Consider the following 24,242-nt stretch of genomic DNA (forward strand, 5'->3'; position numbering starts at 1 on the left):
CCCGCCCGGGCCCTACGGCTCGCAGCGGCGCCCGAGCCTCGCGTTCATGCACGGCTCCTCGGACCGCCGCCGGAAGGAGCAGGGTCTCGGGACCCTTGTCCCGCGCCGGGATGCGCCCGCGCCGCCACCGCCTCGATCTCGACCCGCGCGCCCGCCGGCAGCCGCGCCACCTGCACGGTGGCGCGCGCCGGATGCGGGAGCGGGAAGTAGCGGCCGTAGACCTCGTTCATGGCCGCGAATTCGCTCAGGTCGGTCAGGTACACCGTCGTCTTGACGACGTCCGCGAGGCCGAGCCCGGCTGCGCGCAGCACCGCGCCCAGGTTCTCGAGCACGCGCGCCGTCTCCGCCGCGATCCCCCCGGGGACGAGGGCGCCGCTCGCCGGATCGATGCCCACCTGCCCCGAGCAGAAGACGAGGTCGCCCGCCACCACCGCCTGCGCGTAGGGCCCGAGGGCGCGGGGCGCGCCGTCGCTCGCGATCCGGCTCACGTGCGGACCCGCGCCACCTTCATCACGCCGCGCACGCGGCCCAGGTTGCGCATCACGCGGTTCAGCTCCTCGGCGCTGGTCACCATCAGCTCGAAGACGTTCTGCGCCTTGCGGTCGCCGAGGGCGTGCACGTGGGCGCGGGTGATGTTGATGCCGGCCGAGCTGATCGCCTTCGACATGGCGGCGAGCAGCCCGGGCTGGTCGACGCACGTGACCTCGACGCGCACCGGGCGCGGCGTCCCCTTCCCGTCCTCCCACTGCACGTCGATCCGCCGCTGCGGGTCGCTCTCGAGCACCTTCGGGCAGTCGAGCGTGTGCACCGTCACGCCGCGCCCGCGCGTGATGAAGCCGGTGATGCGCTCGCCGGGCAGCGGGCTGCAGCACTTCCCGAAGCGCACCAGCATGTCCTCCACGCCCGAGACCTGGACGCCGCTCTTCGTCTGCCGGCTGACCATCCGGAGCAGGCGCTGGAGGCGGCCCTCGCCCCGCTCGCGCCGGCGCTCGAGCTCTTCGGGCGAGAGGAGCTTGCCGAGCACCTGCTGCGCCGTCAGCTTCCCGTAGCCGACGCTCGCGAGCAGCGTGTCCTCGTCCTTCTGCCCGAGCTCGTCGGCCACGCGGCGCAGCGTGCCGTCGCCGCGCAGCCTCGCCAGGTCGAGCTGGTGGCGGCCGAGGTCGCGCTCCAGGATCTCGCGCCCCACCGCCACCGAGCGGCTCGACTGCTGCGCCTTCACCCAGGCGCGGATGCGCCCCTTCGCGCGCGGCGTCTTCACCAGCTTGAGCCAGTCCTTCGACGGCTGCTGGTTGGCGGTGCTGACGATCTCGACCGTGTCGCCGCTCTGCAGCTGGTAGCGCAGCGGCACGATCTTCCCGTTGACGCGCGCCCCGGCGCAGTGGTGCCCGACCTCGGAGTGGATGCGGTAGGCGAAGTCGATGACCGTCGAGCCGAGCGGGAAGTTGAGCAGGTCCCCCTTGGGCGTGAAGACGAACACCTCCTCGGCGAACAGGTCCTCCTTCACCGAGCGGAGAAACTCCTGCGGGTCCTGGAGCTGCTGCTGCCACTCGAGCATCTGCCGCAGCCAGGCGAAGCGCTGCGCGCCGTCGCCCTCGGCGCCCGGCTGCTTGTAGCGCCAGTGCGCGGCCACGCCGTACTCGGCCACACGGTGCATGTCGCGGGTGCGGATCTGGATCTCCATGCGCTCGCCGTAGGGGCCGATCACCGTGGTGTGCAGCGACTGGTAGCCGTTCGCCTTGGGGAGCGCGATGTAGTCCTTGAAGCGCCCGGGCACCGGTTTCCAGTGGGCGTGCACCACGCCGAGCGCCTGGTAGCACTCGCCGACCGAGTCCGCCACGATGCGGAACGCGACCAGGTCGTGGATCTGGTCGTAGAGCAGGTTCTGAGCCTGCATCTTCTGGTAGATCGAGTAGAAGTGCTTGGGACGCCCGCTCACCTCGGCCTCGACCTCGGACTCGGCGAGCTTCTTGCCGAGGACGGAGATGACTTCCCGGATGTACTTCTCCCGCTCGGCCTTACGCTTCGCGACGCTGCGCTTCAGCTGGTAGTAGACCTCGGGGTGGAGGAAGCGCAGTGCGTTGTCCTCCAGGTCCGACTTGATCCAGTAGATGCCGAGACGGTGCGCGAGGGGCGCGTAGATGTCGAGCGTCTCCTGCGCGATGTCCGCCTGCCGCTCGGGCGGCAGGTGGCCGAGGGTGCGCATGTTGTGCGTGCGGTCGGCGAGCTTGATCAGGATGACGCGGATGTCGCGCGCCATGGCGAGGAGCATCTTGCGGAAGTTCTCCGCCTGCTTCTCCTCGCGCGAGGTGAAGTTGATCCGGCCGATCTTGGTGACGCCGTCGACCAGGCCCGCGATCTCGGCGCCGAAGCGCTCCTCGACCTGGGCGAGCGTGACGAGCGTGTCCTCGACCGTGTCGTGCAGGAGGCCGGTGGCGACGCTCGGCACGTCGAGGCGGAGGTCCGCGATGATGCCCGCCACCTGGAGGGGGTGGGTCAGGTAGGGCTCGCCCGAGGCGCGCCGCTGGCCCTTGTGCACGCTCGCCGAGAACTCGTAGGCGCGCTGGATCACGTCGACCGGGGCGGTCGGGGTGTAGGCGCGCACGCGCTCTACCAGCTCGCCGATGGTCATGACGCCCGCCGCGCGCGCGCCACGATCTCGGCCGCCAGCTCCTCGGGCGAGCGGCCGTCGGTGTGGAGCACGAGATCGTAGCGCCCGGGGTCGTGGTAGTCGACGCCGTAGATCTCGCGGTAACGGCGCGCGTCCGAGGCTTCGCGCGCCTGGATCTGCCGCAGCCGTTCGGCCGCGTCGCCGCCCTCGCGCCCGGCGATGCGCGCGGCGCGCACCCGCTCGGGGGCGTCCAGGAAGACGCGCAGCGCGCGCACGCCCGCCTCCTCGGCCTTGAAGGCGGCGAGCCGGCCCTCGAGCACCGCGTCGCCCCGCCGGGCGCGCGCGCGCATCGCGTCGTCGAGGCGGCGGTCGATCGAGTGATCGGTCTCGGCGCGGCGCGCGTACTCCTCGAGCGTCAGCCCGGCGGCCTCGGCCTGGCGGCGGAAGAGGTCGCCCGCGTAGACGTGCTCCAGGCCGAGGGCCCGGGCGACCAGGCGCGCGACGGTCGTCTTGCCGCTGCCGGGCAGGCCCGAGATGGTGATCAGCACGCGGCCATTATAGGCGCGTCGTTCGCGCTTCTGCACGAGGCGGCCGCGCCCGCCGCCGGGGCGCGCGGAGGCTCCCGGGCGTGCCGGAAGCCCCCGTCGTCACCACGGCCGACTGCCCGCATCACTCCACGTTCTGCACCTGCTCGCGCAGCTTCTCCACCTCGGCCTTCGCGCCGAGCACCAGGTCCGTGATCTCGCGGTCCCCCGCCTTGGCGCCGGTGGTGTTGAGCTCGCGCTGGATCTCCTGGAGCAGGAACTCGATGCGCTTGCCGACCGGGCCGCGCTCGCCGAGCGCCGTGGCGAGCGCGCCGAGGTGCGCCTCGAGCCGCACCACCTCCTCGGTCACGTCGCTCCGCTCGGCGAGCATGGCGACCTCCTGCGCCACCCGCCCGCGGTCGAGCTCGGCGCCGCCCACCAGGCGCACCAGGCGCTCCTCGACCTGGTTCCTGAGCGCGGCCAGAGCGTGCGGCAACCGGCGGCGGATGGCCGCCGTCGCCCGCCTGAGCGCCGCCGCGCGGCCGAGCATGTCGCGGCGGAGGTGGCCGCCCTCGCGCCGGCGCTCGCGGTCGAAGGCGCCGAGCGCGCGCGCGAGCGCGCGGCGCAGCGCCGGGAGCTCGCCGCGCAGCTCGGGTGGCTCTTCGCTCACCTCGAAGACGTCGGGCAGGCGGAGGACGTCGACCAGGGCGACGTCCCCCTCGAGCCCGAGGCGCCGGCCGAGCCGGCGCGCCGCCGCCACGTAGGCGCGCGCCAGCTCGGCGCGTACGACCACGGCGTAGCGGCGCCGCGCCGCCACCGCCGCGCGTGCAACGGTGATCTCGACCCGCCCGCGCTGCGCCATCGCACTCGCGCGCCCGCGCATCTCGCGCTCCCAGGCCGCGTACTCGCGCGGAGCCACGATCTTCAGGTCGAGAAAGCGCTGATTGACGCCGCGGACCTCGACCGTCACGCGCGCGGTCGGCGCATCGGCGCGCCCGGCGCCGTATCCCGTCATGCTGCGCACGCCGCCTAGGAGTCCGTCCGGGTAATCATGGTGAGCGAGGCGAACGAGCCGGGGAGCGAGAGCGGCAAGCGCAGCGACGACCGACGAGGCGTGCCTGAAGGCACGCCGCAGGAGGGAGGAGCGAGCACGCCGCTCGCAGCCCCCGGATCGTTCGCCGCAGCCGCCATGATTACCCGGACGGCCTCCTAGAGGTCCGACAGCCGCCTGCTCATCCGGGGGCCCGTCCACTGCTCGCGCGCGCCGCGTGCTGCGCGCTTCCGATAGCCCCCGGTCGACGCCTGCGCGGCTCCCGCCGCGCGCGGCTCGGCGTCTCTCGCCGGCGGCCTCCCCTCTCGCAAGGCGGCGCGTAGCTCGTCGGCGCCGAGCGTGGCGGTCCCGATCTTCCCGACCACCACCCCGGCGGCGTGGTTCGCGAGCACGGTCGCCTCCTCGAGCGTGCCGCCGGCACCGAGCGCGAGCGCGCAGGCGGCGAGCACGGTGTCGCCGGCGCCGGTCACATCGTAGACCTCGCGCGCCACGGTGGGGAACTCCTGCACGGCGCCGCCCCGCTTGAAGAGGGCCATGCCCTCGTCGCCGCGCGAGATGAGGACGGCCTCCGTCTCCCAGCGCTCGAGGAGGCGCGCCCCGACGGCGCAGAGCGAGGCGCGGTCGCGGATCTCGATGCCCGCGGCCTCCGCCGCCTCGGCGCGATTCGGCTTCATGAGCGAGGCGCGGCGGTAGTGGGCGAAGTTGGCGCGCTTCGGATCGACGACCCAGGCGAAGGGCGCGCGGGCGTGGGCTGCCGCGAGCGCCGCGAGCAGGTGCGGCCCGATCACGCCCTTGGCGTAGTCCGACACCACCACCACGTCGAACCGCGCGCGCTCGCCCAGCACGAGGTCGCGCACCCGGCGCGTCCCCGCCCCGTCGAGCACGGGTGCCGCTTCGTGGTCGAGGCGCACCACCTGCTGCTGGTGCGCGATGATGCGCGTCTTCTGCGTGGTGCGCGCGTGGCGCGAGACGACGATGCCCTCCGTGCCCGCGCCGAGCGCGGCGAGCGCGGCGACGAGCCGTTTGCCGGCCGCGTCGTCGCCCACGATCCCGCACGCCGCCGCCCGGCCACCGAGCGCGGCGACGTTGCTCACCACGTTCCCGGCGCCGCCGGGGCGCTCGTCCTCCCCGGTCACGTGCACCACGGGCACCGGGGCCTCGGGCGAGATACGCTCGACCCGTCCCCACACGAAGCGATCGAGCATCAGGTCGCCCACCACCAGCACGCGCACCCCGGCGAAGCGCCGGATCAGCTCGGCGAGCCGCCGTCCGCTCATGCGCATGCACGGTCCTCGTAGCAGGCCAGCGTCCCCTCCGCCATGCGCGCGGTGGTGTAGCGCGCCCGCACGCGCGCCCGGCCGGCGGCCCCGAGGCGCGCGCGCAGGCCCGGGTCGCGCGCCAGGCGGGCGAGGGCGGTGGCGAGCGCTGTCGGGTCGCCGGGCGGGACCAGGAGGCCCGTCTCCTCGGGCACGATCGCCTCGGCGAGCCCGCCCACCCGGCTCGCGACCACCGGGCGGCCTGCCGCCATCGCCTCCAGCGCGGCCACCCCGAGCCCTTCCTGCCGGGACGGGAGCGCGACCACGTCCGCCGCCGCGAGGCAGGCGGCCACGTCGGGCCGGAACCCCACCAACTCGACCGTCCCGTCGAGCGCCGCGGCCGCGCGGACCAGGGCTTCCGCCTGCCGCCCCTCGCCGCAGAAGACGTAGCGCAGGCCGAGCCCCGCGGGCGCCAGCGCGGCCGCTGCCGCGAGCAGGACCGCGTGCCCCTTGCGTGCCTCGAGCGCACCTACGACGACCACTGCGACATCATCGTCGCCGAGGCGCCATTCACGCCGCACGGCCGCGCGCGCCTCGGGCGGCGCGACGAACGCTCCCGCGTCGATCCCGCTCGGCACGACGCGGATGCGCTCCGCGCGCACCCCGACGCGGACGAGCGCGGCGCGCACACCCTCCGAGATGGCGATCACCGCATCCACCGCCCGATTGTAGAGGAAGCGCACGTAGGGCCCGCCCGCGGGCACGTAGTCCATGCGGCGCGTGACCACGAGCCGCGCGCCCCGGCCGCGGCAGAACGGCGCCAGGGCGTGGGCGCGCGCAGTGTGGAAGTGGACCACGTCAAAGGCGGCCACCAGGCGGCGCAGCGCAAGCGCGGCGCGCACGTCGAAGTGGTTCACGATCCCGAGCGGGACGACCCGCGCGCCGGCCGCGGCGGCGGCGCGAGCGAGCGGCGCCCCCGGGTGCGCCGCCACGGTCGAGGCGTGGCCGCGCGCCGCGAGCTCGCGCACCAGGGCCAGGACCTGCACCTCGCCGCCGCCCCAGGCGCGCTCCGGGTCGACGTGCAGCACGCGCATGCTACGCCCTCACCCCGCCTCCCCGAGCCGCATGAGGATCGCGAGCGCCACCCACATGGCGATCGCGACCTCCGCGTCGCCGAAGGTGTACTGCGTGAGGCCCCCCACGAGAAACCCGATCACGCCCGCCCAGGCGCCCGCGGCCGCAGCCCACGTCGGGTGGTCCGCCGCCTGCTCGATCACCTCGGCGCCGCGCCGGAGCGCCGTCGCGTAGACGAGGCCGAAGGCCGCGAGGCCGGCGAGGCCCGCCTCGGCCGCCATCTGCAGGAAGTTGTTGTGCGCGTGCGAGCGCCGGTCGGCGGCGGGATGCGCCGCGTAGTACGGCGGCGCCGCCGTCCGGTAGCGGCCGAAGCCGAGCCCCAGGATCGGCCGCTCGTGCACGATGTCGAGGTTCGCCCGATAGATGCCGACGCGGCCCGCGTTGGCGCCCCGCGCGGAGAACATGTGCGCTGCCTCCGCGCGCAGCGCCGGCGTCGCGGCGAAGGCGAGGCCCGCGGTCGCGGCGCACGCGGGCAGCACGAGCCGCGCGCGCCGGTCGCGCGCCACGAGCGCCAGGGCGGCCCCGAGCGCGAGCGCCGCCAGCCAGGCCCCGCGCGCGGTCGAGAAGACGAGCGCCAGCACGACGAGCAGCGCGGCCCCGAGCGCCGCCGCCCGGCCCGCCAGTGCGCCTGCCAGCGCCCAGGCGAGCGGGAAGATCATCACGTGCGCGAAGGTGAGGTAGTTGCGGAAGAACCCGACCACCGCGTAGCCGGGCGCTCCCGGCTCGCGCGGGTACACGTAGGTCGGGCGGCCGAGCAGCGTGCGGTACCAGTCCGCACCGGTGAAGTGCTGGAGGATGCCGTAGGCCGCCGCCACCGCACCGCCGACGACGATCGTGCGCGCCAGGCGGACGGCGTGCGCGCGGTCGCGGAGCCACCAGAAGACGGCGAAGTACGCGAGCGCGATCCACAGGCGGGCCCACCCCCTCGCCTCGAGCGGATGCCCGCTCGCGAGCGTCGAGAGGGCGAGGACCGCCGCCAGGAGCGCGAGGACGCCGTCGAGGGGCGTGCGGCGCACGACGCCCCAGCTCCCGATCAGCGCCGCGACGCTGAGCGCCCCGAGCCCGAGCACGCCGGCCTCCATGCCCGTCGTCGAGAGCGGGATGGCGGCCGCGATCAGGCCGAGCAGCGCGTCGGCCGCGCGGCGCGCGGCGAGGGGGGGTGTGCCGGCCACGCTCTAGACGCCCCGCCGGGTGAGCATCACCTTCACCGTGTCCGCCAGGATGCGCACGTCGAGCCAGAGCGAGCGATTGTAGATGTAGGCCAGGTCGTACTTGAGCTTGGTCGCGGGCGAGGTGTGGTACTCGCCGTTCACCTGCGCGTAGCCGGTGAGCCCCGGGCGCAGCTTGAAGCGCTCGGCGTAGCCCTTGATGTCGCGCTCGAAGCCGCGCACGAACTCCGGCCGCTCCGGGCGCGGGCCGACGAAGCTCATGTCCCCGCAGAGCACGTTCCACAGCTGCGGCAGCTCGTCCAGGCGGAGCGCGCGCAGATAGCGCCCGAGCCAGGTGATGCGCGGATCGTTCTCGCTCGCCAGCACGGGGCCCGTCTTCCGCTCGGCATCGACCTGCATGGTGCGGAACTTGACCATGGTGAAGGAGCGGCGGTCCTTGCCCACCCGCTCCTGGAAGAAGAGCACCGGCCCGTGCGAGGTGAGCCGGATGGCGAGGGCCACGAGCGCCATGACGGGGAGCGTGGCGAGGAAGAGGACGGCGGCCACCACGGCGTCGAAGGCACGCTTGACGACGCTCGCGCCGCCCGCCGGCTCGCGGATCACCTCGATGAGCGGGATGTCGTGCAGGCGGAGGTGCTCGGTGCGGCCGATCAGGATCTCGTAGGGCGAGGGCACCACGCAGATGCGGGCGCGCGCGCCCTCGGACTGGCTCAGGGCGTCGAGGAGCTGGTCCTGCCAGACGTGGTCCGAGGCGATGATCACCTCGTCCACCTCGTGGCGCTGGCAGAGGGCGGGCAGCTCCTCGCGCCCGCCGAGCACGGGCACGTCGCCGAGCGCCGCGGCGCGGGCGCCGTCGCCCGCGACCGCCCCCACGATGTCCATGCCGAGCCAGTGCTGCGCCCGGATGGTGCCGATCACCTCGGCCGCGGTGGCGTTGGTGCCCACCACCACCACGCGCCGGCGCGGGTAGCTGCCGAGGAGCGGGCGGCTGCCGAGCCGCCAGGCGACCAGCAGCGTCGCGTCGAGCGCCGCCAGCACCACGAAGATCGAGCGAGGGAACATGAGATCCTGACGGAAGAAATAGACCGCGACCAACACGAGCGCCTGGAGCGGGGCAGCGGCCACCATTGCGCCCACGTGATCGCGCGGCCGGGTGAGCGCGTGCGCCTCGTAGAGCCCGAGGAAGTAGAGGACGGCGGCCTGCGCGAGCAGCATCTCCGGCCAGTGATGGTGCACCTCGGCGAAGCGGACGCCGGGGAGATAACCCTGTGTCAGCGGCAGGGGGACGTGCGTGCGCAGGACGAAGGCGAGCAGATAGGCGAGGCAGGCCGCCAGCAGGTCGCCCGCAACCAGGATCGCCCAGCGCAGGCGCCATCCTCCGTCGCGCCGGTACACCGACCGCGACATAGCAGATGAGGGCGCGGGTTTGGAGGCCGCGCCCGGGAGCGGCCTCCGGGGCTCCGCGCGGCGCGGCGGGAGTCCGCGTGCAGCTCAAAGGCGTGATCTCGTTACACACCCATTGACGGAGCCTCCCGAGAACCGGGAGGATACACCTCCGCCAACGCGGAGAGTGCGAAGCCCGAGGCGGCCGTGGAAGGTCCAGAGCTGGTCTCCGAGACTGCGGTGCGACGCGCGATCGTGAAGACTGCCGACGCCTACCCTGTACGGAGTCCACGCACGCTGCTCACCGTCGTGGGACTTCCGTCCGTCATGGCCCTCCTCTTTGTGACCGGCCGAGCGCAGGCTCAATGCAATGCCGGACTGAGGGAGCTGAGCACCGATCCCTTCACGAATTCCACCAGCCAGCACCGGACCGAGGTTGAACCGGATACATTCGCGTTTGGCTCGACCATCGTGGCAGCCCTTCAGGTGGGCCGCTTCTTCGACGGAGGCGCCTCCGACATCGGATGGGCGACTTCCACCGACGGGGGCACCACCTGGTCGAACGGGCTACTGTCCGGGATCACGAAGTTCCAGGGTTCCGGCCCCTATGATCGCGTGAGTGACCCGTCGGTCGCCTACGACGCGCGCCACGACGTCTGGCTCATCTCATCGCTAGCGCTTCGCGAAGTCGGCGGCAGCAACCCGCCCGTGGCGCCGGCGGTCGTGGTGAGCCGCTCGCGAGACGGCGGCCTCACCTGGGCGAACCCCGCAGTCGTCGCGACCGGCCGCGACCTGGATAAGAACTGGACCGTGTGCGACACCACCGCCACGAGCCCCTTCTACGGCAATTGCTACACCCAGTACGACGACGTGAGCACCGGCGACCAACTTCGCATGGCGACCTCCACGGACGGGGGCCTCACATGGAGCGAAGCCGCGGTGCCGAGCATGGGTGCGGCCGGCGGCCAGCCGGTCGTGCAGCGGAACGGCACCGTCATCGTCCCCCTGGGCGATGCCTATCTGTCAAGCGTGCGGGCCGTCACGTCGACCGACGGAGGTCTGAGTTACGCTGGCCCGGTCACGATCGCACCCATCTTGGCGCATACTGTGGCAGGCAACCTGCGGTCGCCTCCGCTGCCTTCCGCCGAAATCGACGGGGCCGGGCGGGTGTACGTGGTGTGGCAGGACTGCCGCTTCCGCAGCGGGTGCGCATCCAATGATATCGTCATGAGCACCTCGTCCAACGGGACTGCATGGTCGCCGGTCGTCCGCATCCCCATCGATGATACGACGAGCGTGGTGGACCACTTCATTCCGGGCCTCGCCGTGGACAAGGCGACCGCGGGCAGCTCGGCACACCTGGGCCTTACCTACTACTACTATCCTCAGGCCAACTGTTCGACCTCCACGTGTCAGCTCGACGTGGGGTTCATTTCGTCGAGCAACGGGGGCGCGAGCTGGAGCACTCCCATGCAGCTCGCTGGTCCCATGTCACTCGGTTGGCTTGCCCGCACGAATCAGGGCGCTATGGTCGCTGACTACATCTCCACGTCGTTCGCGGGCGGCACCGCCCACGGGGTCTTTGCGCTGGCCAACGCCCCGAGCGGCGGCTGCGGCGGCAGTCTTCTCGACGAAGCCGTGTATACGACACGCGCCGGCCTCGTTGCGTCTGGGGGCAGCGTGACTTCGAGCGGTGAACGGGCGGTGGTGAGTGCTGGTGAGGCTCGTTTCCCGACGCGAGCACCTGTCACAATCCGATAGCCGTAAGCCGGGCGGGCGAACGGAATCATATCTCCATGCGAGCGTACTGCCTCCCTTGCGGAGTACCACGTGCACGTGGAGGCGACCGTTAGCCCGGCTCACCGGTGACGAGGCCGCGCGCCGGCGCGAGCTACGCGAGACTCGTCGGTTTGTTCACCTTGATGGGCGCGACCGCGCGGGCGTACCGCCTCCCCGCCGAGATCGAGTCGGCGGCTCAGAAGTAGGTCGGCCGATGGCTATGCGATTAGGAAACAGCTAAGCGGGGTCGGGCTGGGCTCTTGGCGTGCCTCTCGCAGGCACCGAGGATCTCCTCCGCGCGAGGCCTGGGCACGGGGACCGGCAGGCGGTGTTCGAGGCGTGGCGGCTGCCCCGGTTCGATGGTGTGGTAAAGCGTGCCGGTTCGTGGGTTGACCAGGTGGTCTGCGTCCCAGTGAACGCGAGGCGTGCGGTACAGCCAGTAGATCGCCTTCCAGTGCGGCATCTCGTGGTAGCGGTCGCCAAACTTGCGGACCAGACGGAGACGGTCAGTCAGGCCCCCAACGCCGCCCGCCACGCCGCCTCGACGCCCGCCGCCGAGTCCTCCCAGCGGTAGCGCCGCTCGACCAGCGCGCGCGCCGCCCGCGCCTGGGCGCGTGCCCGTGCCGGGTCGCGGAGGAGCGCGACGGCCGCCGCCGCGAGGCCCGCGGCGTCGTCGGCCACCAGCACCTCCTCGCCCGCGCCGAGCGCGAGGCCCGCGACCGCGTGCGGGGTCGCGACCACCGGCGTTCCCGCCGCCATCGCCTCGAGCACCTTGTTCTGGAGGCCCGAGCCGGCGCGCAGCGGCGCGACCGCGACGGTCGCCGCAGCCAGCTCCGGCGCCATCGCCGGCACCGAGGCGGCGAGCGAGACACCCGCCCGCCGCGCGAGCGCCCGCACTCGCCGGGTCGGGCGCGCCCCGACCAGCCGGAGCTCGGCGCCCGGGACGGCGGCGCGCACGCGCGGAAAGACGTCGCGCACCAGGAAGACCGCCGCGTCTACGTTCGGGAAGTAGCCGAGGTTGCCCGCGAACACGAGGCGCGCCGCCGGCCGCCGGTCCTCGACGTACGCGAAGTCGGCGAGGTCGACCCCGTTGGGGACGACGCGCACCGCCTCGCCGCCCCCGAGCAACCCGCGCTCGGTCTCCGCCACCACCAGGCAAGGGAGCCCGCGGCGCACGATCCCGCTCTCGTAGCGGCGGAGTCGCGCCGCCTCGGCGGCCGCGATCGTCACGACCGGCCCCCGCGCGCGCACCGCGTGGCGGGCGAAGCTCGCCGACAGCGCGTCCACCAGGTCGACCACGGCCGCCGGCCGCCGCCCCGCCGGCAGGTAGCTGGCCGCCCGCACGAGCTGCGCGTGCACCAGGTCGGCGCCGGCGGCGAGCGCGGCCACGCGGGCCCGCGCCCGCCGCCGCGCGTAGAGCAGCACCTGTAACGGCCGGGGATCGCCGAGGAGCGCACGGCCGAGCGCCGGCACGGCCCCGGCGAGGCCGAGGCGCACGACCTCGACGCGCACGCCGAGCGCGGCCAGCGCCCGGGCCGCCTCGGGCGGCGGGGGGCGGAGGACGAGCGCGGCGCACGTGATCTCGTGCCGCGGCGCGAGGAGGCGGAGGTGGTGGTAGGCACGCAGCTGGTCGCCGCGCCACGGCGGTACGGGAAAGCGCGTCACCAGGAAGAGGACCTTCATGCGGGGTCCCACTCCTTGGTGGTGGCCGCCTGGCGCCAGATGCCGGCCGTCGCGCCGCGGCGGTAGCGCAACCAGGCCACGGCGTGCGCGGCGCTGCGCAGCCCCAAGTAGCCGGCGAGGCGTGCGAGGCCCGCCGGGCCGAGGCTCGCGAGCGCGGCCCGCGCGCGTGGCTGCGGCGCCCCACGCGCCGCGAGCTCGGGGTACTGACGCGCGAGCTGCACCTTGCCCATCTCGATGCGGATGCGCTGCCGGAAGAAGTCGGGGAGCGTGCCGGGGAGGCGAACGGCCACGCGTGCCGCCGGCACGCGGACGATCCGGTCACGGCCCAGCACGAGCTCGAGCCAGCGCTCGGGCTCGATCAGGTCCTCGGGCATGGCCGGCGGGAGCGCCGCGACGCGCGCCGCGTAGAGCTGCGGCGAGAGGTTCGGGAAGTCGACCCCGTAGGGCGCCGCCATGATGCCCTCGAAGAGCCCGGCGCGCGGCGCGCAGGTGGTCTTGGCCGACGCGAGCGCCGCCTGCGGGCTTGCCGCGAGCGCACCCAGGAGGAGGGCGAACGCGTCGGGCGCGAACGACACGTCCGCGTCCACGAAGAGGGCGAGCGTCCCGTGTGCGCGCCGGCGGAGCGCGTTCCACGCGATCGGCTTCCCGGCGCGCCGGGTGACGAGCGCCGCCACCGTGAGGGCCGACGCCGGCGGTGCAAGCCCGGCCCCGTCGGCTCGCTCGAGGTCGACCTCGGCGAGCGGCACGCCCGCCGCGCGGGCGAACGCGAGAAGCGCCTCGCGCGGCCGCCGCGCGTCGGCGCCGTTGAGACAGACCAGCACCTCGAGCCCGTGGGTGGCCGACTCGGGCACGTGCCGCCAGCTCGCGAGCGCGGCCGCGAGCGTGCGCCCGAGCGCTGGCTCGTCGCTGCGGCACGGGACGGCGAGCGTCACCAGCTCGGTCACGAGGCGTCCGGAGCGAAGGTGAGGCAGGCGCGCACCACGCGGCCGTAGGTCACGGCCGCGGCGCGCCGGCCGAGTGCCGCCGCGAGCGCCGTCTTGAGGCCGAACTTGCACGCCGCCGCGGCGCGGAAGAGCCGGAGCGCACCCGGCCCGCCGCGCGCGGCGTAGAAGCGCATCTCACCCTTCACCACCTCGGCCTCGCGCGCATCCCCGAAGCGCTGCGCGGCGCTCAGGTTCGGGCCATGGACTGCGCGCGCCGCGGGCACGTGGAGGGTGCGCGCCCCGAGGCGCGCGGCGCGGTAGCAGAGGTCGAGGTCCTCGCCGTAGAGGAAGTAGCGCGGGTCGAAGCCGCCGAGCTCGCGGAAGAGGTCGCGGCGGACCGCCATGAAGGTGCCGTACACCCAGTCGACGCGGTGGGGCGCGCGACGGAGCCGCGCCCCGAGCCGCCCGAGCGTGGTGTCGAGGACGAGATGTGCGAGCGGCCCGAAGCGCGCCGACGCCGGCTGCCATCGGCCGCCCTCGCCCGCCAGACCCCCGCCGGCAATGCCCGCCCGTGGCGCGCCCGCGAGCGCCGCGACCAGGGTGGCGAGCGCGCCGGGCAGCGCGCGCGCATCGGGATTCAGGAAGACGAGCACGTCGCCGCCCGCCGCGGCCGCGCCGCGGTTGGCACCCGCCGCGAAGCCCAGGTTGGCGCCCGTCTCCAAGAGCCGGACCCGCGGGTGGCGCGCGCAGGCCGCCCGGGCGCTCGCGTCGCTCGAAGCGTTGTCGACCAGGATCACCTCGGCCTCGGAGACGCCGCCTGCTGCGAGGCTCGCCAGGCACGCGTCGAGGGCCGGCCCGCCGTTCCAGTTGACGATGATGACCGAGACCGTCACGCGAAGCGGGCGGGCACCACGCGGCGCCGGCCCGGTCGCCGTGTAGCAGAAGGCCGGGCGCGCGGCGAGGGCGTCTCACCCCCCAGGGATCAAGCCGCGCGCCGCTCGCGCACCTTGGCCCAGCGGAGGAAGACGTAGAACGCGCCGGTCGCGGCCACGAAGAGCCCCGGGAACCCCTCGAGCACACCGCCCCGCAGGAGATAGGCGCGCACGAAGCGCCACGCCGGCTCGCCCACCAGGCGCCAGGGGCCGACCCGGCGCGGCAGACCAGGTTGCGCGGCCGCCACGGCCGTCAGCTTGTTCAGGCTGCGCAGGTGGTCCGAGATGTCGGCGTAGCTGTGGTGCAGGAGCGGCTGCCGCAGCCAGACGACGCGTCCCGACACCTCCGCGCGCTCGTGCGGATCCGTGCCGCCCCAGCGCGTCGCCGCCCGCCGCACCAGGCGGACCACGCGGCGCGGGTACCAGTCGCCCCGGAACCACCAGCGCCCGAGGTAGCAGACGAGCCGCGGGATGGCGAAGCCCGCCACCCCCGGGGGAGCGGCGGGCAGCGCGGCGCGAATCTCGTCCACCAGCTCGGGCGAGACGCGCTCGTCGGCGTCGAGGTTCAGCACCCACTCGCCGCGCGCGGCGTCGAGGGCGAACTGCTTCTGCGCACGGTAGCCGGGCCAGGGGTTGACGAGCACGCGGTCCGTGAAACGGCGCGCGACCGCGGCCGTCCGGTCGCGCGAGCCGCCGTCGACCACCACGATCTCGTCGCACCAGGCGACGCTCTCGAGGCACGGCACCATGTGCGCCTCCTCGTCCTGGCAGACGACGGTGCAGGTGACGGTCGGTCCGCCACCCGGTGCCGGAGCGGGGCCGCGCCGGCGGTCCTTCTGCGCGGCGCGGCGCGCGACCACCGTCGCCCAGGCGCGCCGCTCGGCGCGCCTGGGCGACCCGCCGAGGTAGGCGCGGAGGAAGCGCGCGCGGTCAGTCGCGCTCGCCTGCCGGCCGAGCGTGCGCACGAGCTGGACCAGGTTCTTCAGGCGGCGGCGGCGCCCGATCCGCCCGAGCGCGCGCACGCGCTCCAGGTCGAGGAGGACACAGCGAGGCGCCGCGGGCGGGCCGTCCACCAGCACGTTCACGTCCTTCAGGTCGTTGTGGTAGAGGCCCGCGGCGTGCAGGCCGCGGAAGAGCTCGCCGAGCGCGCGCGCGAAGGCGCGGCGGGCCGCGCGCCGCCGCGGCGCATCCGGGTCCGCCAGGATCGCCTGCCAGCGCACGTCGGCCGTCACCGCGCCCGCCACCTCGCGCGTCACGAAGAAGCTCCGCCGGAGCAGGCCGGCGCGCCGGAACTCGATCGCGGCGATCGGCTCCGGGGTGGCAAAGCCGTGCGCGGCGAGGGCGGCCGCGCCCGCCCACGCCCCGAAGGCGGGTGAGGTCCGCCCGAGGCTCGCGAGCGCGACCCGCCACGCGAAGACCGCGTAGCGCTTCACCCACAGCGTGCCGGCGGCGGTCTCGATGCGGCCGACGACCACCTTGCGCTGGAGCTTCACGATGCGGCAGTCGGGGCGCGTGAGGAGGTGATCGGGGTCGCCGTCGTCGGCTATCGCGTGCTCGAGGTCTACGCCGGGGGCGACCCAGGCGCGGAGCCGGCCGCGGCGGAGGTAGCGGGCCGCGGTCATCGCGGCGTCCCGGCGGGCGGTAGCGGCGCCTCCGCCACCGCCGTCGCGCTATCCGCCACGGGCCACCTCGCCCAGCAGCGCTTCGAGGCGATCCAGGTGGTTCTCCCAGGGGAAGTCCTCGGCGCGGGCGCGGGCGGCGCGCGCGAAGGCGTCGTGTTCGGGGCCGAGGGCACGCACCAGCGCGCGCGCGAGCGCGTCCAGGTCCTCGGGGTCGTCGATGACCAGGGCGGCGAGCGGGCCGTCGAGCAGCTCGGCAGCGCCGGCGCGGCGGGTGGTGACGACCGGGACGCCCGCGGCGCAGGCTTCGAGGACGACGTTGCCGAAGGCCTCCTGGCGCGAGGGCAGGCACGTGACGTCGGCGGCCGCGAGCACGGCCTCCACGTCGGGGCGCGGGCCGGTCACGCGCACGCGCCTGCCGAGGGCCTCCGCCTGCCGGCGGTAGGACGCCAGGCGCTCGTCGTCGCCCACCAGGACGAGGGCCGTGTCGCGCGGCGGCGCCTCGCGCCAGAGGCGCAGCAGCAGATCGAACCCCTTGCGCGCGAAGCCGCTGCCGATGGCCGCGCACACCCGCTCGCCGTCCGCGAGGCCGAGGGCACGGCGCGCCGCCGGCCCGAGCGTCGCGCGCCGCGCGGGATGAAAGCGCTCGAGATCGACGCCGTTGTAGAGGACGCGGATCCGCTCGCGCGGCACGCGGTAGTCGGCGGCGACCTCGTCGCGCACCCGCGCGGAGACGGCGAGGACACGCCGGTAGGCGCCCGGGGCGAAGGCGCGCGCCTCGAGCCGGAGGACGGCGCGGTGGTACGGCCCACGCCAGCGCCGCCGGAGGCCCGCGGCCTCCATGCGGGCGAGGTAGCTCCGGTGCGTCCCGCCACCGACGCGCACCACGTCCTGGCGCGGCGTGCGCCCGAAGCCCACCACTGCGTCCCAGCGCTCGCGTGCGACGAGACGCGGCGCCAGGGCCGCGAACGAGAGCAGGCGGACGAGCCGACCGGCGCGCACCACCGGCACGCGCCGGAGCGTGACGCCGGGCGGCGCCCGGTCCGCGCGCGCCGCGAAGACGTGCACCTGGTGCCCGCGCGCCGCGAGCCCGGCGGCCATGCGGCGGAGGTCGGCTTCCGTTCCGCCGCCGGCCAGCCGGCGGTGCATGAAGGCGATCCGCACCCTCACTCCCGGCCGCGCAGCGCGAGCCAGAGCGCGCGCAGGCGGTAGGCGACGTTGCCCGGGTGGAGCGCGCGCGCCTCGGCCAGCGCCGCGCGCGCGCCCCGCGCGTCGCCCGCCCTGAGACGCGCCGTCGCGAGCCGCCCCCAGCGGCGCGCCTGGCGGCGGACGAAGACCCTGCGCCCGAGCCGGTCGAGGGTCTCGGGATGCTCGCGCACGAGCTTCTCGGCGAGGCGGATGGCCTCCTCGCGGATGCGCTCGCGGTCGCGGGCGACGCCGGCCGCGTGGCGCCGGTAGGCGAAGGCGGGCACGTCCAGGAAGGCGGCGCGGAAGCGCAGCGTGACACGCAGCACGAGGTCCAGGTCGTCCAGGATGGTGAAGCTCGGGTCGAGCGGCCCGGTCGCGTCGAGCGCGCGGCGGGTGAAACACATGCCCTGGAGCTGCCCCAGGTTCCAGCGGAAGACCTCGGCGACGCCGATCGGGCGCGCCGCGAGCGCCCGCGCCACGCTCGGCTTTATCCACGGCTCCTCCCGGCCGCCGGGATCGCCCTCGGGGGGCAGCATGCGGCCGTTCTGGATCACGAGGTCGACGTCGGGGTGCGCCGCGAGGAAGGCGAGCGGCACGGCGAGACGGCCGGGGAGCGCCAGGTCGTCCGAGTCGTGGAAGGCGATGTAGGGTGCGCGCGCCGCCGCGATGCCGGCGTTGCGGGCGGCGGCGATGCCGGCGTGCGGGCGGATCACCGGGCGCACGCGCGGGTCGCCGAGGCCGGCCAGCAGCGCCGCCGTACCGTCGGTCGAACCGTCGTCCACCACCACCACCTCGAGGTCCACGTCGCGCTCGGCGAGGAGACTCGCGACGCTCTCGCCCAGGGCGTGCGCCCGGTCGTAGGTGGGCACGATGACCGAGACCCGGGGGCTCATGCCGCGCCCACCGCGTCGTCGAAGGCCGCGAACACGCCCGCCGCGAAGCCCTCGAGCGAGAAGCGCATCAGCAGGCGCTCGCGCGCCGCCGCACCCAGGCGCGCTCGCCGCACGGGATCGCGCAGGAGCGCCACCAGCGCCGCCGCGAGCGCGCGGGCGTCGCCGGGCGGGACGAGGCACCCGCTCACCCCGTCCTCCAGCATCTCGGGGATGCCGCCCACCCCGCTCGCCACGATCGGGCGCGCGAGCGCCATCCCCTCGAGGAGCGCGAGCGGGAAGGGGTCGCGCAGCGCCGGGTGGACGAGCACGTCGAGCCGCTCGACGACGGGGAACGGGTTCGGGAGGAAGCCCGTCACGGACACCGCCTCCGCGAGGCCGAGCGCCTGGATGCGCTCGCGCACGCTGCGCTCGTAGGCCGGATCGCGGAAGGCCCCCACCAGGAGAGCGCGCGCGCCCGGCACGGCTGCGCGCACCGCGGCCATGGCCTCGGCCAGGACGGCCGGATTCTTCCGCTGATCGAGGTTCCCCACCATGCCGACCCGGGGGCCGTCGCCGAGCGCCACGTCGGCCGGCACGGGCGCCGCCGCCGCGCGCGCGATGCGCTCCACGTCCAGGCCGTTGTAGACCACGCGGGCCCGCGTCCCGGGCGCGAAGTCGCCGAGCGCCCGGCGCGCGAGCGCGAGCGAGTCGGCCGAGGGCGCGATCAGGTGTCGGGCTCGGCCGAGGAGGTGCTTGCGATAGGCCGCGCCGTCGCCGTAGCTCGAGTAGACGTGCACCACCTGCGGCACGCGCGCGAGCCGCCCGGCGAAGAGACAGTACGGGAAGCTCGACAGCGTGCAAGCGTAGAGGACGTCGGCCCCCCGCGCCAGGCGCGCGAGGCGCAGCACGGTCGCCGGCAGCGCGAGCCGCGCCGGCCAGGCCCGCCAGCGCCGGAGCGCCGGCAGGTAGGTGACGCGCGCCACGGGGAGGCCCTCCGCGGCCACCTGCGGATGGGGGCCGGCGAGCACGAAGCGGAGCTCCCAGCCGTACCGCGGCGCCGCGGCGTCGAGCACGCGGAGCGCGCGCAGCATGCCGGCGTGATCCGGATGCCCGAGGGTGACGAGCGCGCGCTTCATGCGACCGCCTCGGGGTCGAAGGGCCCGCCGCTCCGCATGAGCTCCCGGAAGCCGGCGCGCGCCGCGGCCGCCTCGGGGATGCGGTCGACGGCGCAGCGGCGCGCCACGGTCTTCGCGACCAGCCAGCGGGCGAGACGCCGGTGGGTCCGGCGCGAGAGGCCGCGTCCCGCCGCATAGGCCGCGAGCACGCGCGCCCGGTCGCTCAAGGTGAGCCCGGGCACGACGAAGCGCCCGAGCTGGACCAGATTCCGGCGCCCGACCAGGCCGACCAGCAGCCGGCTCCGCCGCGTGCGGTCGTTGTCGAGGAAGATGAAGCACTCGCCGACGACGCGGACGTTGGGGGGCACGAGATCGCCGTGCACGAAGCCCGCGCGGTGGAGGCGCGCCACCTCGGCGCCGAGGCGGCGGAGCAGCGCGCGCTTCTCGCCGGGGCGCGCGCGCCGCCGGGCGACCGCCGCGAGCAGGTCCTCGCCGCCCACGTCGCGCATGACGAGGAGCCCCGCGCCGCCGCGCCGTGCGGCCGCGACCACCTCGGGGGCGGCGAGCCCCGCGCCGGCGAGCGCCTGCCCCATGCGCAGCGCGCGTGCGGCCCGCCAGCCGCCCGGCGCCGGATAGGTCTTCACGAAGAGCGCGCCGCCAGGTGCGGAGAGCGAGAGGGTGCGCGCGTGGCGCGACGCGCGCCCGACGTCTCCCGCCGCGGCCGCCAGGCAGGCGGCCGGATCGATCCCCGCCGCCGCGTCGACCCAGCCGCGCCACCCCTCCGCCTGCCAGGGCATCCGGGCGGTCATTGCGCCAGCACCGCCGCGGCGCGCGCCACGACCGCATCGGCCGCGACGTCGCGCATGCACACGCGCCCGATCGGGCAGGCGCGGAGGAAGCAGGGCGCGCACGGGGCCCGTCCCACCACCGTCAGGCGCTCGCAGCCGAAGGGCGCGGAGCGCACCGGGCTGGTCGGGCCCCACAGCGACAGCGCCGGGGTGCCGAGCGCCGCCGCCAGGTGCAGCGCGCCCGAGTCGGGACCGAAGGCGAGCCGGGCCCGGGCGAGGACGGCAAGCAGCTGCCGGAGCGTGGTGCGGCCCACCAGATCGCGCACGCCGCCGTCGATCGCGCGCAGCGTATCGAGCGCGAAGGGCGCGTCGGCCGCGGCGCCGAGCAGGACCGCGCTCGCGCCGTGCCGCGCGTGCAGCTCGCGCAGCACGGCCGCGGTGTCCTCCGCGAACCAGCGCCGGCTCGGGCACGAGGAGCCGACGCACGCGGCCACCAGCGGGCCGTCGAGGCCGGCGGTCAGCGCCGCCGCGTCCCCCGCCTCCTCGGCCGACGGCGCGAGCCCGAACTCGATCGGCACGGGCGGAAGGCCGAGGGCCTCGGCGAAGGCCAGGAACTGGGCGAGCTTCGGCCGCTCGATCCCCTGGGGCGGGAGGCGGCGCGTGGCGAGGAGCCAGCTCCCCTCGCGCCCGTCGGCGCGCGCGAAGGCGAGTCGCTCGGCCGCACCCGAGGCACGCGCGATGAGCGCGCTCTTGATGCCCCGTCCGAGGTCGAGGGCCACCTGGTAGCGCTCTCGGCGCACGCGCTGCAGGAACGGCGGCAGGGCGCGGATGCCCCGCGGGCGCTCGAAGACGTGCAGCCGGTCGAGCCACGGGTGGCCGGAGAGGAGCGGCGCCGAGGGCGGCTCCACGGCCCAGCCGAGCCAGGCGTCGGGCCGCGCGCGCCGGATGCGCCCGAGGAGCGGGAGGGCGCGGATCACGTCGCCGAGCGCGCCGGGCAGGACGATCAGCAGCCGCACGCGTCCCCCAGGACGAGGCGCGGGTCGTGGCCCGTGTAGGCGGCGCGGAAGGCGCGGCGCTCCTCGGCGCCGGCGAGCCGCCCTCCGGGATCGAGCTTGGCGAGCGAGCGTACGAGACGGCGGAGGTTCCGGCCGCGCGCGGGCGCGCGCAACGGAGCGGCGCCGAGCCAGGCGCGGTCGAAGTCGAGGAGTGCCACGCGCACGCCCTCGGGGCCGGGGTGGACGAGGAGGTTCCGCAGGTTCAGGTCGGCGTGGAACACGCCCGCCGCGTGCAACCCGGCGACGGCGCGCCCGGCGGCGGCGGCGAGCCCGCAGCGGGCTCCCCGATCGGCCGCCCGGCGGAGCGCCTCGAGCAGGGTCGTGGCCTCGGGCACCTCGGCCGTCACGAGCGCCCCGCGGTACGCGAACCGGCCCTCGACGCGCGCCGCGAGCACCTCGGCGGCGGCCACCCCGCGGCGGCGCGCCTCGACGGTGAGCGCGAGCTCGTGGAACGGCCGCGGGCGGAGTCCGAAGTAGGTCTCGCGCAGCAGGCGAGCGGCGAGCCCGCCCCGCCGGCAGATGCGCAGCACCAGGGGCGCGCCCTCGCCGACCCGGACGCGGTAGGCGGGGCCACGGCCCGAGGCGATCGCCTCGGTCCCTAGCGGCAGCTCGAGCCGGGCCGCGAGCAGCCAGGGCGCGAGCGCCTGAATCAGGTCCGTGCGGATCGCGGCCCGCACCGCCCCCGAGCGCAGGAGAGCGTACGATGCCGGCATCCTCACCGCGGCCGCGCGGCCTCCTCCCGCCGCATCTCCCAGAGCTTGGCGTAGGCGACCAGCGCCCGATAGCCGCCCAGCACGGCGAGCGTCCAGCGTCCCCAGAACCCTCCCGCCGGGCCGTGCGCCACGAGCGCCCGCCCGCTCGCCACGAGGGGCGGGATCACGAGATGCCAGGCGCGCGGGCGGACGTGCCGCGCGTGCAGCAGCGCGGCGAGCGTCGCCGCCTGCGCGTCGAGCTCCTCGACCGCGGCGGCGAGCGTCGGGACGCCGTGCGCGATGAGGCGCTCGGGGAGCTCGGGTGCGCGTCCGCCGTCGAGCACGAGCTCGGGCGTGAGGCCGGTCCGCAGGCGGAGGCGCGCGCCGGCGCGGAGCGCCAGGCGGACGGGCGCGCGCCGGAGCCGGAGCGTCGTCCCGAACGCGCTCACCTCCTGCGCGATGCGATAGGCGCGCGCGGCGGGGGCCTCCACCGCGCTCGCGATGGCGGCAGCGAGCGGCGCCCCGACCGCCTCGTGCTCCTCGACGAGGAGAAGCCACGGGGCCGCGGCCGCCTCGGCCGGGTCGCCACCCCGCCGCACACCGCTCGGTAGCGGTTCCGTACCGAGGCGTCCGGCAGGATCGAGCACGATCCGCTCGCCCGCCCACGCGACGCTGTCCAGGGCGCGCTCGAGGCGCGCTCCGCCGCGGCTCGCGAGCACGACCGCGGCGACGTCCTGGAGCGACGCTCTCATCGCACGGCGGCTGCGCCCGCCGTCGTCCCGAGCGCCGCGCGCGCCGCGGCGAGCACCGCCGCGGGCGGGACGAGCCGCATGCAGTCCTCGGTGCCGCGCGGGCAGCGTCGCCCGCCGTGGCGGCCGCAGGGCCGGCAGGCGAGATCGGCCTCCACCACGGTCGTGCGCGGCCCCCAGGGCCCGTAGCCGAGCGCGGGCGTGGTGGCGCAGAAGACCGCCACCACCGGCACGCCGCGCGCGCAGGCGATGTGCATGGGCGCGCTGTCGTTGGCGATGAGCAACGCCAGGCGATCGACGACCGCGACCATGGTGGGGAGATCCGTGCGCCCGGCGAGCACCGTGGCGCAACCGCCGGCGCGATGGTTGATCTCCGCCGCGAGCGCCGCGTCGTCCGGGGCGCCGAGGACGACGCAGCGCGCCCCCTCCGCCGCCAGCGCGCCGATCACGGCCGCGAAGCCCTCCGGCGCCCAGCGCTTCGTGGTCCACACCGAGCCGGGCGCCACGCCGACCAGCGGGCCGGCACCGGGCGGCAGCAGCGCGGCGGCGCGGCCCGGTGCTTCGGGAGCGATCGGGACGTGGAGCGGCGGGGGCTCCGCCTCGCCGCCGCCGAAGGGCGCCAGCAGGGCCAGGTTCCGCTCCACGTCGTGGCGCCCGCGGTCGCGCGGCACGCGCTCGTGGAAGAGGCGCGCGCCGCGGCTCTCGCGGAAGCCCACGCGCCGCGGGATGCCCGCCGCCGCGAGCAGCAGCGCCGTGCGCAGCGAGCGATGCGGCGACACGGCCACCTCGAAGCGCTCGGCGCGCAGGCGGCGCGCCGTGCCGAGCCAGCCGAGCGCGCCGCCGTCGGCGCCCCGCTTGTCGTCCACCAGCACCTGGTCGACGTCCGGGTGCCCCGCCACCAAGGACGCCGCCTCGGGACGTACGAGGAACGCCAGGCGGCGCGGCGCGAGCCGACGGCGGAGCGCGGAGACGAGCGGCGTGGTCAGGACGACGTCGCCGAGGAAGCTCGTCTGCACCACGAGCAGCGCCGGCCCGCGGGCATCAGGGGAGGCGGCGGGCTTCATCGATCAGCATGATCGGGATGTCGTCCTTGATCGCGTACTCGAGCTTGCAGCTCGCGCACACGAGCCCGTCCCCCGAGGGGGTGAGCGTGACCTCGCCCTTGCACTGCGGGCAGGCGAGGATCGCGAGCAGCTCCTCACTGATGGCCATGAACGCCCCTCCTCCCACTCCCCCGTAGCGTCAATCGCTGCGCAAATCCAACTGGTCGTGGCCCCACTCCGCCGCGGCGCCGCCCGCACCCGGGGCCCCGGCTTCGTCGAGCAGGCGTTCCGGAACCACCTCGGGTTTTGGCATTGGCGAGCCGAACGGCTGCCGGACGGAGCTGGAGCCGCTGATCGAGACGTGGGGTGGACGGCCAGCCGAGCCACAGCCCAGCGCGGGCCAGCTCGGATCGAACCGACGCTCAGACCGGGTCCGACCCGTCCAGCAGCGAGCTGCCGAGCCGGGCGTCGAGTCGCTCGAGAGCCCTCCACGCGAGTCTGCTCGGCTTCACGTGGCCGTTCTCCCACCGGCTCACGGTGGAGAAGGTGACGCTCAGGGCCTGCGCCAGCCCCTCCTGCGTGATCCCGATGCGGCGGCGCCAGGCGCGGATGATGACGCCGGCGTGCAGCGCCGTTCCATCCCCTGCCCAGCCCGGTGTGAGCATGCCTGCCGTTCTGG

23 protein-coding genes are annotated in these 24,242 nt (G+C 75.5%); 1 reads left to right on the forward strand and 22 read right to left on the reverse strand.

Going from position 1 to position 24,242, the window contains the following annotated elements; all coding sequences use genetic code 11:
* Window positions 1–44: 44 nt before the first annotated feature.
* The 8 genes from E6J59_08410 to E6J59_08445 all read right to left on the reverse strand — a co-directional run bounded on the left by E6J59_08410 (window position 45) and on the right by E6J59_08445 (window position 9,149).
* The gene (locus E6J59_08410) at window positions 45–488 is read right to left on the reverse strand and encodes a RidA family protein (GenBank protein ID TMB20442.1); all 444 of its coding nucleotides are present in this window, start codon (window positions 486–488) and stop codon (window positions 45–47) included.
* Complete coding sequence (locus tag E6J59_08415) at window positions 485–2,629, reverse strand: bifunctional (p)ppGpp synthetase/guanosine-3',5'-bis(diphosphate) 3'-pyrophosphohydrolase (GenBank protein ID TMB20443.1); 2,145 nt, start codon at window positions 2,627–2,629, stop codon at window positions 485–487. The genes E6J59_08410 and E6J59_08415 overlap by 4 nt, the downstream gene beginning before the upstream one ends.
* Window positions 2,626–3,156: a cytidylate kinase gene (locus tag E6J59_08420; GenBank protein TMB20444.1), complete on the reverse strand. Its 531-nt coding sequence runs from the start codon at window positions 3,154–3,156 to the stop codon at window positions 2,626–2,628. Before E6J59_08420 ends, E6J59_08415 begins: the two co-directional genes overlap by 4 nt.
* 121 nt (window positions 3,157–3,277) lie before the next feature.
* The gene (locus E6J59_08425) at window positions 3,278–4,147 is read right to left on the reverse strand and encodes a YicC family protein (GenBank protein TMB20445.1); all 870 of its coding nucleotides are present in this window, start codon (window positions 4,145–4,147) and stop codon (window positions 3,278–3,280) included.
* 194 nt (window positions 4,148–4,341) lie between these two features.
* Window positions 4,342–5,466, reverse strand: a complete 1,125-nt coding sequence (gene rfaE1, locus E6J59_08430; protein TMB20446.1) for a D-glycero-beta-D-manno-heptose-7-phosphate kinase — start codon at window positions 5,464–5,466, stop codon at window positions 4,342–4,344.
* A complete protein-coding gene (locus tag E6J59_08435) occupies window positions 5,457–6,533 on the reverse strand; it encodes a glycosyltransferase family 4 protein (GenBank protein TMB20447.1) in 1,077 nt (358 codons plus the stop codon). Before E6J59_08435 ends, rfaE1 begins: the two co-directional genes overlap by 10 nt.
* 9 nt (window positions 6,534–6,542) lie before the next feature.
* Complete coding sequence (locus tag E6J59_08440; GenBank protein TMB20448.1) at window positions 6,543–7,745, reverse strand: hypothetical protein; 1,203 nt, start codon at window positions 7,743–7,745, stop codon at window positions 6,543–6,545.
* 3 nt (window positions 7,746–7,748) lie between these two features.
* The gene (locus E6J59_08445; protein TMB20449.1) at window positions 7,749–9,149 is read right to left on the reverse strand and encodes a sugar transferase; all 1,401 of its coding nucleotides are present in this window, start codon (window positions 9,147–9,149) and stop codon (window positions 7,749–7,751) included.
* Between the two features lie 303 nt (window positions 9,150–9,452).
* Between E6J59_08445 and E6J59_08450 the strand changes: the two genes are divergently transcribed.
* Entirely contained in the window at window positions 9,453–10,886 is a 1,434-nt protein-coding gene (locus tag E6J59_08450) for an exo-alpha-sialidase (protein TMB20450.1), read from the forward strand.
* Between the two features lie 528 nt (window positions 10,887–11,414).
* Here E6J59_08450 and E6J59_08455 read toward each other — a convergent pair.
* The 14 genes from E6J59_08455 to E6J59_08520 all read right to left on the reverse strand — a co-directional run bounded on the left by E6J59_08455 (window position 11,415) and on the right by E6J59_08520 (window position 24,228).
* Entirely contained in the window at window positions 11,415–12,587 is a 1,173-nt protein-coding gene (locus E6J59_08455; protein TMB20451.1) for a glycosyltransferase, read from the reverse strand.
* On the reverse strand, window positions 12,584–13,531 hold the full coding sequence (locus tag E6J59_08460; protein ID TMB20452.1) for a hypothetical protein: 948 nt from the start codon (window positions 13,529–13,531) through the stop codon (window positions 12,584–12,586). The genes E6J59_08455 and E6J59_08460 overlap by 4 nt, the downstream gene beginning before the upstream one ends.
* Entirely contained in the window at window positions 13,528–14,403 is an 876-nt protein-coding gene (locus E6J59_08465; protein ID TMB20453.1) for a glycosyltransferase, read from the reverse strand. The genes E6J59_08460 and E6J59_08465 overlap by 4 nt, the downstream gene beginning before the upstream one ends.
* A gap of 89 nt (window positions 14,404–14,492) precedes the next feature.
* Entirely contained in the window at window positions 14,493–16,064 is a 1,572-nt protein-coding gene (locus tag E6J59_08470; protein ID TMB20454.1) for a glycosyltransferase, read from the reverse strand.
* Window positions 16,065–16,112: 48 nt separating this feature from the next.
* Window positions 16,113–17,231, reverse strand: coding sequence for a glycosyltransferase family 4 protein (locus E6J59_08475; GenBank protein TMB20455.1), 1,119 nt, complete (start codon window positions 17,229–17,231; stop codon window positions 16,113–16,115).
* Entirely contained in the window at window positions 17,228–18,142 is a 915-nt protein-coding gene (locus E6J59_08480; protein TMB20456.1) for a glycosyltransferase family 2 protein, read from the reverse strand. The genes E6J59_08475 and E6J59_08480 overlap by 4 nt, the downstream gene beginning before the upstream one ends.
* On the reverse strand, window positions 18,139–19,257 hold the full coding sequence (locus E6J59_08485; protein TMB20457.1) for a glycosyltransferase family 4 protein: 1,119 nt from the start codon (window positions 19,255–19,257) through the stop codon (window positions 18,139–18,141). The genes E6J59_08480 and E6J59_08485 overlap by 4 nt, the downstream gene beginning before the upstream one ends.
* The gene (locus tag E6J59_08490; protein TMB20458.1) at window positions 19,254–20,045 is read right to left on the reverse strand and encodes a hypothetical protein; all 792 of its coding nucleotides are present in this window, start codon (window positions 20,043–20,045) and stop codon (window positions 19,254–19,256) included. Before E6J59_08490 ends, E6J59_08485 begins: the two co-directional genes overlap by 4 nt.
* Window positions 20,042–21,040: a glycosyltransferase family 9 protein gene (locus tag E6J59_08495; GenBank protein ID TMB20459.1), complete on the reverse strand. Its 999-nt coding sequence runs from the start codon at window positions 21,038–21,040 to the stop codon at window positions 20,042–20,044. The genes E6J59_08490 and E6J59_08495 overlap by 4 nt, the downstream gene beginning before the upstream one ends.
* Window positions 21,028–21,798: a hypothetical protein gene (locus E6J59_08500; protein ID TMB20460.1), complete on the reverse strand. Its 771-nt coding sequence runs from the start codon at window positions 21,796–21,798 to the stop codon at window positions 21,028–21,030. The genes E6J59_08495 and E6J59_08500 overlap by 13 nt, the downstream gene beginning before the upstream one ends.
* Window positions 21,795–22,523: a hypothetical protein gene (locus tag E6J59_08505; GenBank protein TMB20461.1), complete on the reverse strand. Its 729-nt coding sequence runs from the start codon at window positions 22,521–22,523 to the stop codon at window positions 21,795–21,797. Before E6J59_08505 ends, E6J59_08500 begins: the two co-directional genes overlap by 4 nt.
* Window positions 22,520–23,584 (reverse strand): glycosyltransferase family 9 protein, encoded by a 1,065-nt coding sequence (locus E6J59_08510; GenBank protein ID TMB20462.1) that lies wholly within the window; start codon window positions 23,582–23,584, stop codon window positions 22,520–22,522. The genes E6J59_08505 and E6J59_08510 overlap by 4 nt, the downstream gene beginning before the upstream one ends.
* Window positions 23,562–23,732 carry a Trm112 family protein gene (locus E6J59_08515; GenBank protein TMB20463.1) on the reverse strand — a complete coding sequence of 57 codons (171 nt, stop codon included), beginning with the start codon at window positions 23,730–23,732 and terminating at the stop codon, window positions 23,562–23,564. The genes E6J59_08510 and E6J59_08515 overlap by 23 nt, the downstream gene beginning before the upstream one ends.
* A 253-nt stretch (window positions 23,733–23,985) precedes the next feature.
* The gene (locus tag E6J59_08520; GenBank protein TMB20464.1) at window positions 23,986–24,228 is read right to left on the reverse strand and encodes a helix-turn-helix transcriptional regulator; all 243 of its coding nucleotides are present in this window, start codon (window positions 24,226–24,228) and stop codon (window positions 23,986–23,988) included.
* Between the last annotated feature and the right edge of the window lie 14 nt (window positions 24,229–24,242).

Source organism: Deltaproteobacteria bacterium (assembly GCA_005879795.1).
GTDB lineage: Bacteria > Desulfobacterota > Binatia > DP-6 > DP-6 > DP-6.